Origin of the sequence: Collinsella sp. AM09-41 (genome assembly GCF_003473245.1) — a bacterium.
Classification (GTDB): domain Bacteria; phylum Actinomycetota; class Coriobacteriia; order Coriobacteriales; family Coriobacteriaceae; genus Collinsella.
On record NZ_QRMJ01000007.1, the window covers coordinates 23337 to 38401 of the forward strand.

The window sequence follows — 15065 nt, forward strand, 5'->3', positions numbered from 1 at the left end:
GCAGCGCGAAGCGATGGGGGACCGATATGATCAAGGCTGTTATTTTTGATATGGACGGAACGCTGGTCGATACCGAGCGTTTGGGTATCAAGGCGTGGAAGGCGGGAGCGGCCGAGCTGGGATTCGCGATTGATGGTGCGCTGATCCATCAGTTTATCGGTCGCACGCTGCCCGATGTCATGGAGATCCTTGATGGGCATTACGGCAGCCGCGAAACCGCTGAGGCAATCTATCGTCGCCATAGGGAGATTCGCGACGAGATGGTCAAGACCGATCTGGAGCTTAAGGCTGGCGCTGCCGAGTGCCTGGACGAGCTGCTGGCTGCGGGCTATCACGTGGGTCTTGCGACGTCGTCGCGCCATGTTACCGCCGAGCGCAACCTTAAGATGGTCGGCCTCTTTGACAAGTTTGAGATGGTGACCTGCGGCGAGGACGTCGCGCACGGCAAGCCCGATCCCGAGATGTACCTGCTCGCCTGCGAGCGCGCGGGCTTTGCTCCCGAGGAGTGCGCCGTGGTCGAGGATTCCCGCAACGGCTGCGTCTCGGGCATCACGGCTGGCTGCCACGTCTTTGCCGTTCCCGATATCGTGCCACTGCCGCAGGACGTGGTGGATGGCTGCGAGGCTGTGCTCGATACGCTGTTCGATCTGCCGGCCGCGGTCAAGGCCGTGCGCTAGCGTTTGCACGCGAGTCGCCATGCCCCGCGCCCGATCTCGCAGGACGGTGACGGTAACGGCGCCTGCGCGGAGGCACTGTTCTAAAAAATGGAATTGAATCTATTTTAACAAAAAAGCTAATGAAAAATGGATTACATTCCATAAATATCCGTAGCCGCAGATCCGGCTAAACGGGGAAGGCCCGTGGGGTCAGCAAAAACGCCGCAGCGGGGCTGTTTCCGTTGCGGCGTTTTTTGTTACAAGTAGGCGCCCAGGTTGATGTCGGTTATTGGGGCCGCGGATGGGCCCGTCGGGTGCTGCTCGGCCTTTTGGGTGCTCACACGCTCGAGCAAGAAGGGGCGCACGAGCTCCTGACGGTTAATGTCCTCGGTGGCCGTGGCCGTGGTGACGGTACGCGCGGCGGAGCCGATGCGGACTCGTTTGGTCTTGGCGGCAGGTTTATCCTCGATTTGTTCCATGAGCAGCTGCACGCCCTTGCGGCCGATCTCGTAGCCCGGTGGTGCTACCGTGGTGAGGGGGACCGATCCGCTCCAGGCAAGTGGGTTGCCATCGCAGCCGGCAACAAGAATCTGGCCGGGGACGGAAATGCCCTTGTCGGTCAGCGCCGAGATAACGCCCGAGGCTAATACGTCGGTCAGACCGATGACAAAATCGGGGCGCTCGTCAGCAGGGCGCTCGGCAATCTGGGCACCGATACTGTAGCCGTCGGCTGCGGTATTCCATTCGCCGGCGTCGATGACCTCAATTTTGATATCGGGATGCAGGGCAAGTGCCTTGTGGATGCCAAGGACGCGCAGAGTGAGCTGCATGAATGCTGCTCGACCCACAACGACAATATGGCGTGCGCCGCGGGCGATGGCGAGCTCGGCGATAATGCGCCCCTGTGCCTCGTTGTCGGCGGCCACGTAGTAACCGGGTTCTGAACAATGGACGTCCAGATGGACGATCGGCACGGGCATTTTAGTCATGGCCGGGTGCCGGTCGGGGGATGCCATGGGCTGAACCATGACGCCGGACATCTGCGTGCCCATAAAGTAGCGCAGGTAATGATCCTCGAGAATATCGTCGTTATCGGCATTGGCGATGAGCAGATCGTAGCCGTGCTTGCGGGCCTCGTTGTGGGCGCCGCTGGCGATTTGGAGCGAAAAGCCGTGATCGAGACGGGGGAGCACCAGGCCAAAGGACTTGGTGGCGCCGCCCGCGAGCTGACGAGCGCTTTGGTTGGGCAGGTAGCCCAAGCGATTGATGGTCTCGTTGATGAGCTTGAGGGTCTCGGGACGCAGCTTTTCGGGGTGGTTGAGCGCGTTGGAAACCGTGCCCAGCGAAACCCCGGCCTCGCGCGCGACGTCGCTGATTTTCACCTTTGCCATAGCGGCCCCTTTGATGCGTTTCAAGTACAAACCAGATTGTAGCATCGCCCACCCCTAGGGTGTCAAAACCTGCCAATTAGGGACAGGTTTATTTTGGTAGGTTTTATCTGGGCAAACGCTGGAGCCCAAACCACCACAAAGGTGCCTGTCCCCATCGTGGTGGTTTGGGCATGTGTGCATCGAGTGGTATCTAAGTTGAGATACCACTTCTGGTATATCAGCTTGCGCTTGCGTGAGTACAATACTCGAACGTTATACGTCTCAGCGCCCCCTGTGCGTGGACGTCTTGCAGTCACGCGAACGAAGGGATTTATCCTATGTGCGGAATTGTCGGCTACACCGGCTCTGATATTGCAAAGAACATACTGGTCACAGGCCTTAAGCGCATGGAGTATCGCGGCTATGACTCCTCGGGCGTTGCGCTCGAGGTGGGCGAGGGCGCCGCGGCACACCTCGACGTCATCCGCCGCGTGGGCAAGGTTGCGGGCCTGGAGAGCGAGCTTTCCAACATCGACAGCGACGCTACCTGCGGTATCGGTCACACCCGTTGGGCCACCCACGGCAAGCCCTCCGTCGTTAACGCTCACCCCCACACCAGCTGCGACGGTCGTATCGCCATCGTCCACAACGGCATCATCGAGAACTTCGCCGAGCTGCGCGAAGAGCTGGAGGGCCGCGGCCACCACTTTAAGAGCGAGACCGATACCGAGGTCTTCGCGCATCTGATCGAAGAGGCTTATGCTGAGACGCACGACCTGATGGCCTCCGTGCGCGAGGCTTGCACCCACGTGGTCGGTGCCTATGGTCTGGCCGCCGTGTGCGCTGACGAGCCCGGCGTGATCGCCGTGGCCCGCAAGGATTCCCCGATCGTAGTCGGCGTGGGCGAAACCGGCTCCTATGTTGCTTCCGATGTCATCGCGCTCATCGACGCCACCCGCGATGTCGTGGTGCTCGAAGACGGTCAGTTTGCCAAGCTCACGCCCGCGGGCGTCGAGTACACCGACGAGGCCGGCAACGTTATCGAGCCCAAGGTCACCCACATCGACTGGGACCTAGACATGGCCGAAAAGGGTGGCTACCCCGACTTTATGCTCAAGGAGATCCACGAGCAGCCTCGCGTTGTGCGCGACACGCTGGTCGGTCGTATGACGCCGGCCGGCGAGCTCGACATCGACGAGCTGGGCCTTTCGCTCGAGGAGCTCAACGACATCGACCGCGTCTACGTGATCGCCTGCGGCACCAGCTACCACGCCGGACTCATCGCCAAGAACCTTATCGAGGGTTGGGCTCGCATCCCCACCGAGGTTGAGGCGGCCAGCGAGTTCCGTTACCGCAATCCCATCATTACGCCGACGACGCTCGTCGTTGCCGTGTCCCAGTCGGGCGAGACGGCCGATACCCTTGCCGCCATTCGCGACGCGCGCATCAAGGGCGCCAAGGTCTTCGGCATCACCAACGTGGTGGGCAGCCCCGTGGCGCGTGAGAGCGACGGCGTCATCTACACCAAGGCCAACAAGGAGATCGCGGTCGCCTCGACCAAGAGCTTCATCGGCCAGGTCGTGAGCCTTACGCTTTTGGCCCTGCTGCTAGCGCAGGTCAAGTACCGCCTGACCACCAAGCAGGCGCGCATGCTGTTCCGCGAGCTTTCCGATACGGCCGAGCAGATCCAGTGGATTTTGGATACCCAGACCGAGGCCGTGCATGAGGCCGCCCTGCTGTGCAAGGACGCGCAGTCCGCACTGTTCGTGGGTCGCGGCATGGGTGCCGCTATTTCCTACGAGGGCGCGCTCAAGCTCAAAGAGGTCAGCTACCTGCACGCCGAGGCCTACGCCGCCGGTGAGATGAAGCACGGCCCCATTGCCCTGATCGACCCGGGCTTCCCCGTCATCGCCGTGGCCACCAAGAGTGCCACCTACGACAAGACCGTGTCGAACCTTATGGAGTGCAAGGCGCGCGGCGCCAAGGTCATCGTCGTTGCCACTGAGGGCGACGAGGAGATCAACAAGATCGCCGACTGCATCATCCGCGTGCCGGCAGTCCGCGACGTGTTCAGCCCCATCACGGCGAGCGTTCCGCTGCAGTTGCTCGCCCGCGAGGTGGCCATCCTGCGCGGTTGCGACGTTGACCAACCTCGCAACCTGGCGAAAAGCGTCACGGTCGAATAATTGTTGTTCCGCCGTTCTAGTGACCGAGGCCCGGCTCCGTTGCAGCGGAGCCGGGCCTTTTCTGCATTTGCCCAGATAAAACCTGCCAAAATAAACCTGTCCCTTTTTGGCAGGTTAGCGGAGCTTGCTGGTCTCGAAGTACTTGGGATATTGGTCCAGGACCTCGGTCTGGTTGCGGAACATCATATGCAGGTGCTTGCTGACCAAAAAGCTCGCCTCGATGGGGTCGCGACCGGCGATGGCGCGGCGGATTTGCTTATGCTCGTTAACAGTCTCCTGATTGTCGAGCGTCTGTGTGGCGGCACGCAGCCAGCGGAAGCGCTCCAGGTCGGCATTGGTCTCTTCGAGCCACGACCACACGGTGCTACGGCATGCGATGCTAAAGATTATGCGGTGCATGAGGTTGTCGCTTAAAAAGAAGCCGATGCGATCCTCTTCGGCCATGGCCTTTTCCTGCAGCACGATGGCGCGGTCGAGCTGCTCGATGCCTGCCGAGGTGGCACGGGCGCAGCACTCTACAATCACCTGCTTTTCCAGGTGCTCGCGAATGTAGCAGGCGCTCTCGGCAAGAGTGAGGTTGATGGGCGAGACATAGGTGCCGCTTTGGGGCACGGTGCGCACCAGGCCTTCCTGCGCCAAGCGAACCAAAGCCTCGCGCACAGGGGTGCGCCCCATATCCAGGTCGTCGCAAAGTTGCTTGACGCCCAGCTTTTCGCCCGGCTTGTAGTCCAGGTAGACGATTTTGCGTCGAATGGTGTGGTAGGACTGGTCCTGTAGGCTCGTTTCCTGCTCGCCGACGTGCATCGATTCTTCCATAGCGCCTCGCAACTGTTCTATCAAACTCATATGTCAGTTGTTAATTATGCCGCGAATCAGCTCTCCGCGGTGGGTAATTCGGCTGTTGCCCAAGAACTATTGCGGCATCTTAGTCTGTGTTTGCGCAAGGCTGCGCTCAATGTTGCCGTATCATAAGCCGTCGCAAACGTGAAATAGAAAGAAGGAATCCCATATGCAACTGGCAAATATCGTACGCGAGCGCTGGAAAGGCGTTTTGTTCTGCCTGATCATCGCCATTCCCGCGACGTTGCTCGGCAAACAAATTGAGGTGGTCGGCGGTCCGGTATTCGCCATCCTCTTTGGCATGGTCCTGGCGCTCGTCTTTTCCAAGAATCGTCGTGAACAGCTCGCCGCCGGCGTCACCTATACGTCTAAAAAAGTCTTGCAGTACGCGGTTATCCTGCTTGGCTTTGGCATGAACCTCTCCCAGATTCTGTCCAAGGGCGCCCAGTCGCTGCCGATTATCGTGGCGACGATCTCGACCTCGCTTGTCATCGCCTTTGTGCTCTGCCGCGTTATGAACGTGCCGGGTAAGATCTCGACGCTTGTGGGTGTGGGTTCGTCGATTTGCGGCGGTTCTGCCATCGCCGCTACCGCGCCCGTCATCGATGCCGACGATCGCGAGATTGCCCAGGCTATTTCGGTCATCTTCCTGTTTAACGTTATCGCGGCGCTCGTGTTTCCAACGCTCGGCGGTATGCTCGGGCTGACCAACGAGGGCTTTGGCCTGTTTGCCGGCACCGCCATCAACGACACCTCGTCCGTAACGGCTGCGGCGAGCGCTTGGGACAGCATGCATCCCGGCGCCAATGTGCTCGAGAGCGCCACGGTGGTCAAGCTCACCAGGACACTGGCCATTATTCCCATCACGTTGGTCCTCGCATGCTGGCAGATGCATCTGGCGCGCAAGGCCGGCGGCGACGCCAAAAGCACGTTCTCGCTTAAACGCGCGTTTCCCATGTTTGTGCTGTTCTTTGTGCTGGCGAGCGTAATCACCACGGTGCTTCAGCTTCCCGTGTCCATCACGGCGCCCATCAAGGAGCTGTCGAAGTTCTTTATCGTGATGGCCATGGCGGCTATTGGCTTTAATACCGATATCGTCGAGCTGGTCAAAAAGGGCGGAAAGCCTATCGCGCTGGGCTTTTGCTGCTGGATTGGCATTGCGTGCATGAGTTTGGGAATGCAGCACGTGCTGGGAATCTGGTAGAGAAGTAGCTTATTTGCGTGCTGCGTGCTGGTGAGCGCATTCTCACGGTGGAGCGATAGGAGCTCTTGCGGGTATGGCTTGTCCGCAGGTTTATAAGTCCCGAAGAGCTCTTATCGCCCCGCCAGGATGGCGATGCGGGGCAACACCTATACTCGCAGGACGGCGCTCTCTGCCCTATAGTGTTTGGTGAGCAATATCGTTCAATTTTGAAACACTTGGTCGTGCGACCGTCGGCGGTTGCACGTCGCCACGGACAGGGGCAAATCATGGATAGCGATGCCAAGCTGAACATCTTGACCGAGGCCCTGGCTGCTGCCGGGGCCTCGGCATTGGCAATCGATGCGCGTGGGGACGTCGCGATCTCGACCATGAATGACGCGGCGCTTGAGCGGGATGTGGCGGCTTTTGTCGCTGAGCGCCTCGACCGTATAGGAGACGGCGCGCGCCTGGTTATGGGGCGTGCGGGTACGCGCCTGAGCCTGACCGTTCGCCCCACCGACAAAGAGGGCGGGGGCCTTTGGGTCGTCGTGGTCCGCGAGGTGCGCGGCGCCGCGGCGCATGCGGGCATCGAGTGGCTCAACGCCGACGAAGTTGAGGCCCGCTACGAATCGAGCGCGTACGGCATCGTTGAAGGCGCCGCTGCGGTAGCCGCACCGGTTGCCGAGAGCTATGCGCGCGGGGTGCCCCTTATGTTCGAGGGCGAGTTGGGCGCGGGCCAGGCCGAGATCGCCATGCGCCTCTATCTGGATGGCCCTTTTGCCGATCAACCCTTTGTTTCCGTCGCGCTCGATGAGCTCACCGAGCGCGGTTGGCGCCACGTGCTCAAAAGCGCCGAATCGCCGTTGTTCCAAACGGGGCTGACCCTTTGCATTGAGGGCTGGAACGCGGTTGGCCCCCAGCGCCTCCGCGAGCTGGTTTCCACGATGGCCGACACCGCGTTGGCGACGCGCTGCCATGTGGTGCTGACGGCGAATGACATGCCGGGCGGCAGCGAAAGCGATCAGGCTGCTTTTGTGACCGAGCGCTTCGCCTGCGCGGTGAGCGTGGCGCCGGCAATCGCCGAGCAGGGAGCCGCGTCGACGAAGGTCGCGTGCTATTTGGAATATCTCGCTGATGCATTTGGGACGACAGCGCCCACGCTGTCTGCCGCGGCGACGAAGACGCTCGATGCTTACCGCTGGCCGCGCAATTATCTGCAGCTCCGCGAGGTCTCGGAACGACTGTATATATTGGTGGGGGCGGGCGCGGTGGACCGCGCTGTGGCGGAGGAAGTGCTCGCCCAAGAGGACGTGATTAAGACCGCAACCTTTGGCGCCCCGACGCTCGAAAGTGACCTGTATATCCTGCGACCGCTGGCCGATACCGAGCGAGATATCGCGCATCTGGTTGTAGACCATCTCCACGGCAACCGAACCCGTGCGGCGGAGGTGCTGGGCATAAGCCGTACAACGCTGTGGCGCTTGCTGAAGGACGATGACCGTTGAGCGAGGCACCCGTGACCGCGCGCGACGCGTGTGCTACAGTCCAAAGCGTTATTGTTTCGATTTGGTTACGGCGTGCGAGGGCATATGGCTGAGACTTCAAAACCGAGCCGCAGAAGGCGGAGTGCCGCGCCGGTTAACCGACGCACGACATCGGTGACGTGGGGCAAACACGCCTCGGGGTTTGATGGCTCGTTCAAGCGCACTAAATATGGCTACCCTTCGGCAAGCGCTCGCTTGGCCATGCAGGCCGAGTCGTCGCTGTGGGGCCGCAAGCGCGTGGTGGGCTCAAAGCTCAAGCACGACGGAACGCTCGGTTACATCAGCCGCGGGGCGGCTCGTCGCAGCGGGCTCAATCCCGCCGGCTGGCATCGCTACGTGCCGATCGTGGCTGTCGTTGCAGCGATCGTCATCGCACTTGCTGCGCTTGGCTACGCCGGCGGCGGCGCCAACTTGGACGCAATGTTTAAATCGCCCGAGCTCGCGCATGCAGGCACAGAAGTTGTCGAGGGCGCTCAGGTCCAGACGGGCGTTGCGCCCCAACGCGGTATCGTTGCGGCAGCTTCCACTATCGCCGATGCGCAAAAGGACGAGGACGAACAAGGCAGCGAAGCCGAAACAACTCACACGAACGAAACGACGACAACTCCATCGGCAAGATAAGTTGCGAGCGGAGCAGCAAATTTGGGACGGGGCCTTTTAGCTGCCCAAGTGTCGAATGTCAACAGTGGCGCACCTGATGTCAGTCGCCAACAGCGAGCGAGCCGCATTTGCGCCAAGGTGACGTGAAATGAGAGGGCGCTGACCTTCTGGTCGCGCCCTTGAAATTGAACGTCAGATTGACGTGAATGCGGCCCGCGCAGCGTCAGCGGGTCCGCCGTTCGTTAGAACGGCGGAACTAATTACTTCACGTACACCACGTTGTCGCGGCGCGGCTTTGCCTCGGGAAGCGCGTCCTCGGCATAGCCCAGAATGCAGTGACCGACACCGCGCAGGCTGCCGTCGGCGGGCAGGCCCCAGCTTGCCAGCAGTTCCAAGCCTTCGGGCGAGTCGAAGACCTCGTGCGCGCGATGAATCCAGCACGAATCAACGCCCAGCGCATAGGCAGCATTGAGCAGGTTGCCCATGGCGAGCGAACCGTCTTCCAGATGCGTTGGCACGCTGCGGTCAACCAGCACCACCACAACGGTCTTGGCGCCATAGAAGGGGTCACCGTTGCTGCCCATGACCTGGGCGTTGAGCTGTGAGAGACGCTCAACGGTTGCGGGGTCGGTGACGGCGACAAACGTCACCGGCTGGCGGCCCATGCCGCTCGGTGCATATTGGCCGGCTTCGATAATACGTGCAAGCTTCTCGGCCTCGACGGGACGATCGCTGTATTTGCGGCAGCTGCGGCGGTGAATGAGCGCTTCGATGGTTTCCATGGTGTCTCCTTGTGGTGGCGTTGCAGATGCCACGTTCATACCCGTCGGGCTCAAACGATAGACGGTCAATTGCCCGGCCAAAAGGATAGATTCCAATTGGGAAAGTAGGTTTGCATAAAAGTACCTTCAGAATGTGACAAACCAATGGGATGGTTAAACGTTTTATCCCGTCTACCCTGCGGTTTTTTACCACTTGCCTAAATGACGAACGCATAACCTCTGATAAAGGTTTTACTAAAGGAGTACCAACGTTTATCAATGCGCCGTGGTGGCGCCGGGCCAGGAGGTAACATCATGTTCCAGGCTGGAGATGTCGTCGAGACCGATTTCGAAGGATTTCTGAAGCTGCTGCGTTCCAAGACGCGCGCTTTCGTGTCGATCAACGATCACGAGTACTACATCACGCACACCGATGGCTATTGGCGTGTTCAGGATTGCGAGGCCCTCAACGACAAGGGCCACTTTACTGACTGCTCCGAGCTGGTCAACACGGTCTGCGAGGTCGTCGAGCTGCCGTGGATCTGTGGCAAGAGCCTGCATGATAGCTTCTCGGGCGCTACGGTCTATGAGGCCGTTGCCGCTTAACAGGCAATAAAACCCGATTTTCACGTGACCGCTGGCGCCGCCCCCGCGCCGGCGGTCTTTTTCTGCCGATGGGCCATAAAAGTGCACGCATTTGCGGAGAGCCTGTTGACGATAGTCAAAACTCGGACTAATCTAGAGACACAAAATTGGTCAAAAGTCGGACAATCGAATGGTGGGATAGATGAATAGTGCGGTTACACTGGTCGACTTCGACCGGTTGCTCAATGGACTCGACCATATCTATTCGGAGTTCTCGCGCGCCTGCGGCCTTTCGGACTGCGCTTACTGGATGCTCGTCGATACCAGCACGGCGGGCGGCAGTATTGCCGTAAGCCGTCTGACAAGCGAATGGTTCTACAGCAAGCAGACTATCAACTCGGCAATTAAAACCTTGACGGCGCGGGGCTTCGCAACGTTGGAGTTTGCCGAAGGCAGCCGTAAGAACAAGGTTGTGAGCCTGACCGAAGAGGGCAGGCGATTTGCCGAGCGTTATGCGCTGCCGGCACTCAAGGCCGAGCAGCGAGCCTTTGGCGCGCTTGAGCCGTGTGAGCAGCGCGAAATCATGCGCTTGATCGGCAAATTCTCTCAGGTGCTCGGCGAGGAGTGCGATGTCTTTAAGCAGCATATCGCTGTCGAGAGCCAGGCCGAGAATCAAGGTGAGGGGGAGTCGTGCGACTCTTAATGAGGTTTATGAAGCCGTATCGCAGGCTTGTCGCGGTGACGTTGTTGGTGCTGCTAATCGACAACGTTGGTACGCTGTTGGTTCCCACGATGCTGGCGAACATGGTCAACACCGGTATCACCACGGGCGATGTCGACTACATCCTGCGCAACGGCCTCTACATGCTTATCGCGACCGGCATGGCCAGCGGCGGCGCGGTGCTGGGCTGCTACCTTTCGGCCCGTCTGGCGGCCAATGTGGCCTGCGACATCCGCAACGCCGTCTACGATAAGTCGCTCGAGCTGTCCGCCAGCGACTTTGAGCGCTTTGGCACGGGCTCGATGATCACGCGCTCGCTCAACGACATCAACGTGATCCAGCAAGCGATCCTGCAGACGATTCAGCTGGTGCTGCCGGTACCGTTTTTGGCCGTGGCGGGCATCATCTTCGCCTGGCATATCGATCCCGCCATGGGTACGCTGCTGGGTGCAGTCGTGGCGATTGTACTGGTGGCGGCGGTCTTTACGGTGGCTAATGCCGCGCCGATCTTTATGCGCCTGCAGAGTTTTATCGACCGCATGAACGTCGTGCTGCGCGAGAACATCGTGGGCGTGCGCGTCATCCGCGCGTTTAACAAGGAGCGCCATGAGGAGCAGCGCCTAGACGAGGTGTTTAGCGATTACGCGGCCAACGCCATCAAGGTCAACCACCTGTTTGTGGGCCTCGACAGCTCCACCTTCTTTTTGATGAATATCGCAGAGGTGGCGGTACTGTGGGTGGGCGGCAACCGCGTAGGCGTCCACGCCATGCAAATCGGCAGCATCTCGGCCGTGCTGGAATACGCGATTCTGATCCTGTTCTTTGTGATGATGGCGCAGATGGTGATTCTGACGCTTCCGCGCGCCGCGGCGTGCCTCAACCGTGCACAGCAGGTGCTCCAGATTGAGCCGAGCATCGTCGATGGCGAGCGAACGCTGGGTGACGGGGCGCCTGCCTCCGGGGGCGATGCGGATGCGGTCGCTGAGTTCGATCACATGTCGTTTCGCTTTGACGATGCCGACGAGGACACCCTGTGCGACCTGAGCTTTGCCTGTCGTCGCGGGCAGACCACCGCGATCGTGGGCTCGACCGGTTCGGGTAAGTCGACGGTGGCAAAGCTCTTGCTGCGTTTTCACGATGCCACGAAGGGCGCCGTTCGCCTGGACGGTGTTGACCTGCGCGACCTTTCGCAAGACGAGATTCGCGGGCGCATTGCCTATGTGCCGCAGAAGGCGTGGCTGTTCTCGGGCACCGTGGCAAGCAATCTGCGCTTTGGCAACGAGGACGCGACCGAGGCGGACATGATTCATGCGCTGCAGGTTGCCCAGAGCACCTTTGTGCTCGATCAACCGCAGGGGCTCGATACCCCGGTTGCCCAGGGCGGTACGAACTTCTCGGGTGGTCAGCGCCAGCGCCTGGCCATTGCTCGCGCGCTCATGAAGCGCGCCGACCTGTATATCTTCGACGACAGTTTTTCGGCCCTGGACTTTAAGACCGATGCGGCACTGCGCCATGCGCTGCAGGACGAGACGCGCGATGCCGCGGTGCTCATCATCGCCCAGCGCATCTCGACGATCTTGCATGCCGACCAGATCGTGGTGCTCAAAGACGGCGAGATTGTGGGCCTGGGCACGCACGACGAGCTCATGGAAACCTGCGAGGTGTACCGCGCTATCGCGGAATCGCAGATGAAGGGAGGTGAGTAGCATGACCGAGGAGCTCAAGAAGCAGGGCGGCGTTGATGACGCCGTTGCCGCGGGGCTGGTTGAGGAAACGGCTGCCGCGGTACCCGAGCCAGATGACGCCGCCAAGGCAGCGGCGGAGCGCGAGGCTCGCCGCCAAGCGCTGTACGAGGAAAACGAACGCGCCGAGGACGAGCGTGCCCGCGCCGAGGCAGAGCGCATGCGCGATGTGGACGACGAGGACGAGGACGAGAAGCCCCGCGACACCTGGGCGACGGTGCGCCGCCTGTGGAGCGAGGCTGCCGGCGACCATTGGCGCTTCTATATCGTGTTCGCGAGCATCGTGTTCTATGTCATCTTTAACACCGCGGCGCCGGCTTACAGCGCTCGCGTGATCGATGAGCTGTGGGGGCATATGAAGCTGGCGTTTGCCAACAACACTACCTTCAGCATTACCTGGGAGAACTGCGGCAGGACCATCTTCATCTACTTTATGATCTGGACTGCCGCCGCCTCGTTCTACGCACTCCAGAGCTTTTTGATGTCGAGCGTTGCCGAGCGTCTCAACCTGCGTCTACGCAACCGCATCGCACAAAAGCTCAACCGTCTGCCGCTTGCCTACTTTGACGCGCATCGTCCCGGCGAGGTCGTCAGCCGTGCGACCAACGACTTGGACAAGATGTCCGAGAGCATGCAGCGCGGACTGCTGCAGTTGCTGGTGTCGATCGGTACCGTGGTGGGCGCCGTGAGCGTGATGTTCGTGTTTAGCGTGCCGCTCACGCTCGTCTTTTTGTTCTTTACGGCGCTTTCGCTGCTGGTGACGAAGGTCGTGTCGCGCCGCACGCACGATGTGACGGGCGAGCGCCAGGAGTGGGTGTCCAAGATTACGAGCGCGGTCGAGGAAGGCTACTCGGGCCGTCTGGTGATCCGTGCGTTTAACCGCGAGCGCCAGAGCTCTGCCGAGGTACGCGAGGCTTCGAAGGAGCTGGCGCGCGTGAGCACCAAGGCCGACTTTATGATTAACGCCGTCGGCCCTGCGGTGCGCTTTATCGGCCGTTTGGCGCAGATCGTGATTGCGCTGGTGGGCTGCAGCATGCTGGTTGCCGGGCATATGACCGTCGGCGTGTTCCAGGCGTTCTTCCAGTTTATCTACGAGGCGTCCGAACCCATGACGCAGTTGTCGTTTACCTTTAACTCGCTGCAGAGCGCGCTGGCGAGCGCAGAGCGCGTGTTCGACCTGCTCGATGAGCCCGAGATGGAGGCCGATCCGCAGCCGGGCGCGGCTGCCAAGCTGCCGGGCAAGGTGGAGGGCCGCGTCGCTTTTGAGCACGTGCGCTTTGGCTATGCGCCCGACAAGCCGCTCATGCGCGACGTGTCGTTTGCCGCCGAGCCGGGTCAGAAGATCGCCGTGGTGGGAACCACGGGTGCGGGTAAGACCACGCTCATCAATCTGCTCATGCGCTTCTACGAGATCGACGGTGGCCGCATTACCCTCGACGGTGTGGACACGAGCCGCATGGACCGCGGCGAGCTGCGCCAGCAGTTTGGCATGGTGTTGCAGGACGCCTGGCTGTTCGATGGCACCATTGCCGAGAACATCGCCTATGGCTGTCCCGAGGCGACGCGCGAGGAGATTGTCGCGGCCGCACGTGCCGCTCAGGTCGACTTCTTTGTGCGCACTATGCCGCAGGGCTACGACACACGGGTGGCTAACGATGCCGAGAGCATCAGCCAGGGCCAACGTCAGCTGCTGACCATCGCGCGCGTGCTGCTCAACAACCCGGCGATCCTCATCCTGGACGAGGCGACGTCGAGCGTGGACACGCGCACCGAGCTTGCCATCGGCCGCGCCATGGACGCGCTCATGCGCGGGCGCACCAGTTTTGTGATCGCGCATCGCCTGTCAACGATCGTGGACGCCGACCTGATCTTGGTCATGGACCACGGCAACATCATCGAGCAAGGCACGCACCAAGAACTGTTGGCTGCCGAAGGGGCCTACGCCGACCTCTACCTGAGCCAGTTCGCATAATGTGACAAAGGGACAGTTCCTTTATCACATCAAGAGGAATGGCGCGCCGGGGATGAATTCCCTGGCGCGCCTTCTTGCGTTGATGCCGATGTCGTTTTGTGCCGCTTGCGTCCCTAGCGCTCGTCCACGAGCTTGGTGACGAGGGCTTTGAGCTCGGCCACCTCTCGCTCGAGTTCTTTGACGCGGCGGGCGTTCTCGGTGATGCCTTGGCGGTTGAGGGCACTCTGCTCGGCGGCGTCATCGGGCATGTACTCGCGATGCTGCTTGGCGTCGAAACTCTCCTCGAACACACGGCAGCCGTTGCGCTTGATGATGCGTCCCGGCACGCCCACGACGGTGCAGTTGTCGGGCACGTCCTTGACGACAACCGAGTTGCCGCCGATTTTGACGTTGTTGCCGATGCGAATGTTGCCGAGCACCTTGGCGCCCGTGCCCACGGTGACGTTGTTGCCCAGGGTGGGGTGGCGCTTACCGGTCTCGTTGCCGGTGCCGCCGAGCGTGACGCCCTGATAGAGTACGCAGTTGTCGCCCACAATGGTGGTCTCGCCGATGACGACGCCCATGGCATGGTCGATAAAGAAGTGCTTGCCAATCTGCGCGGCAGGGTGAATCTCGACGCCGGTGATATGACGGGTGAGCTGCGAGAGCGCACGGGCGAGCGATCGGTGGCCGTGCTCCCAGAGCCAATGCTCGGGTACGTGGTTCCACTTGGCGTGAAGACCGGGGTACGAAAGGAAAATGACCAGACCGTTTTGCGCGGCGGGGTCCTGTGCCTGGACGGTCTTGATGTCCTCGCGAATGGTATTGATAAAGCTCACCGGCCGCCCTCCCTTAGCGCCATGGCAATGCGATTCAATAAAGTATAGCGATTCGCTAGGGATTAGGAAGAGCAATCTTCCACGGCT

Annotated in this window: 13 protein-coding genes; 9 read left to right on the forward strand and 4 right to left on the reverse strand. The window is 60.7% G+C overall.

Annotation, left to right across the window (positions count from 1 at the left end):
* Positions 1–26 precede the first annotated feature (26 nt).
* On the forward strand, positions 27–677 hold the full coding sequence (locus DW112_RS08230; protein WP_117646317.1) for an HAD family phosphatase: 651 nt from the start codon (positions 27–29) through the stop codon (positions 675–677).
* A gap of 236 nt (positions 678–913) precedes the next feature.
* On the opposite strand, the gene DW112_RS08235 is transcribed toward DW112_RS08230, so the two are convergent.
* A complete protein-coding gene (locus tag DW112_RS08235) occupies positions 914–2047 on the reverse strand; it encodes a LacI family DNA-binding transcriptional regulator (protein ID WP_118328737.1) in 1134 nt (377 codons plus the stop codon).
* A gap of 317 nt (positions 2048–2364) precedes the next feature.
* On the opposite strand from DW112_RS08235, the gene glmS reads away from it, so the two are divergent.
* Positions 2365–4212 (forward strand): glutamine--fructose-6-phosphate transaminase (isomerizing), encoded by a 1848-nt coding sequence (glmS, locus tag DW112_RS08240; RefSeq protein WP_117582939.1) that lies wholly within the window; start codon positions 2365–2367, stop codon positions 4210–4212.
* Between the two features lie 114 nt (positions 4213–4326).
* On the opposite strand, the gene DW112_RS08245 is transcribed toward glmS, so the two are convergent.
* Positions 4327–5028, reverse strand: coding sequence for a GntR family transcriptional regulator (locus tag DW112_RS08245; RefSeq protein WP_118328738.1), 702 nt, complete (start codon positions 5026–5028; stop codon positions 4327–4329).
* Between the two features lie 193 nt (positions 5029–5221).
* Between DW112_RS08245 and DW112_RS08250 the strand changes: the two genes are divergently transcribed.
* From DW112_RS08250 to DW112_RS08260, 3 genes are all read left to right on the forward strand, one after another.
* On the forward strand, positions 5222–6256 hold the full coding sequence (locus DW112_RS08250) for a YeiH family protein (protein ID WP_118328739.1): 1035 nt from the start codon (positions 5222–5224) through the stop codon (positions 6254–6256).
* Positions 6257–6522: 266 nt separating this feature from the next.
* Positions 6523–7740, forward strand: coding sequence for a helix-turn-helix domain-containing protein (locus DW112_RS08255; protein WP_118328740.1), 1218 nt, complete (start codon positions 6523–6525; stop codon positions 7738–7740).
* Positions 7741–7824: 84 nt separating this feature from the next.
* A complete protein-coding gene (locus tag DW112_RS08260; protein ID WP_147351845.1) occupies positions 7825–8400 on the forward strand; it encodes a hypothetical protein in 576 nt (191 codons plus the stop codon).
* A 239-nt stretch (positions 8401–8639) separates the two neighbouring features.
* On the opposite strand, the gene DW112_RS08265 is transcribed toward DW112_RS08260, so the two are convergent.
* Positions 8640–9161, reverse strand: a complete 522-nt coding sequence (locus DW112_RS08265; RefSeq protein WP_118328742.1) for a nitroreductase — start codon at positions 9159–9161, stop codon at positions 8640–8642.
* 294 nt (positions 9162–9455) lie between these two features.
* Between DW112_RS08265 and DW112_RS08270 the strand changes: the two genes are divergently transcribed.
* From DW112_RS08270 to DW112_RS08285, 4 genes are all read left to right on the forward strand, one after another.
* The gene (locus tag DW112_RS08270; protein ID WP_118260475.1) at positions 9456–9746 is read left to right on the forward strand and encodes a CDP-alcohol phosphatidyltransferase; all 291 of its coding nucleotides are present in this window, start codon (positions 9456–9458) and stop codon (positions 9744–9746) included.
* A gap of 181 nt (positions 9747–9927) precedes the next feature.
* Complete coding sequence (locus DW112_RS08275; protein ID WP_118328743.1) at positions 9928–10428, forward strand: MarR family winged helix-turn-helix transcriptional regulator; 501 nt, start codon at positions 9928–9930, stop codon at positions 10426–10428.
* Entirely contained in the window at positions 10428–12152 is a 1725-nt protein-coding gene (locus DW112_RS08280; RefSeq protein WP_118328744.1) for an ABC transporter ATP-binding protein, read from the forward strand. The genes DW112_RS08275 and DW112_RS08280 overlap by 1 nt, the downstream gene beginning before the upstream one ends.
* Position 12153: 1 nt before the next feature.
* Positions 12154–14160: an ABC transporter ATP-binding protein gene (locus DW112_RS08285; RefSeq protein ID WP_118328745.1), complete on the forward strand. Its 2007-nt coding sequence runs from the start codon at positions 12154–12156 to the stop codon at positions 14158–14160.
* Between the two features lie 113 nt (positions 14161–14273).
* On the opposite strand, the gene cysE is transcribed toward DW112_RS08285, so the two are convergent.
* Complete coding sequence (gene cysE, locus DW112_RS08290; protein ID WP_117646308.1) at positions 14274–14978, reverse strand: serine O-acetyltransferase; 705 nt, start codon at positions 14976–14978, stop codon at positions 14274–14276.
* Positions 14979–15065 lie beyond the last annotated feature (87 nt).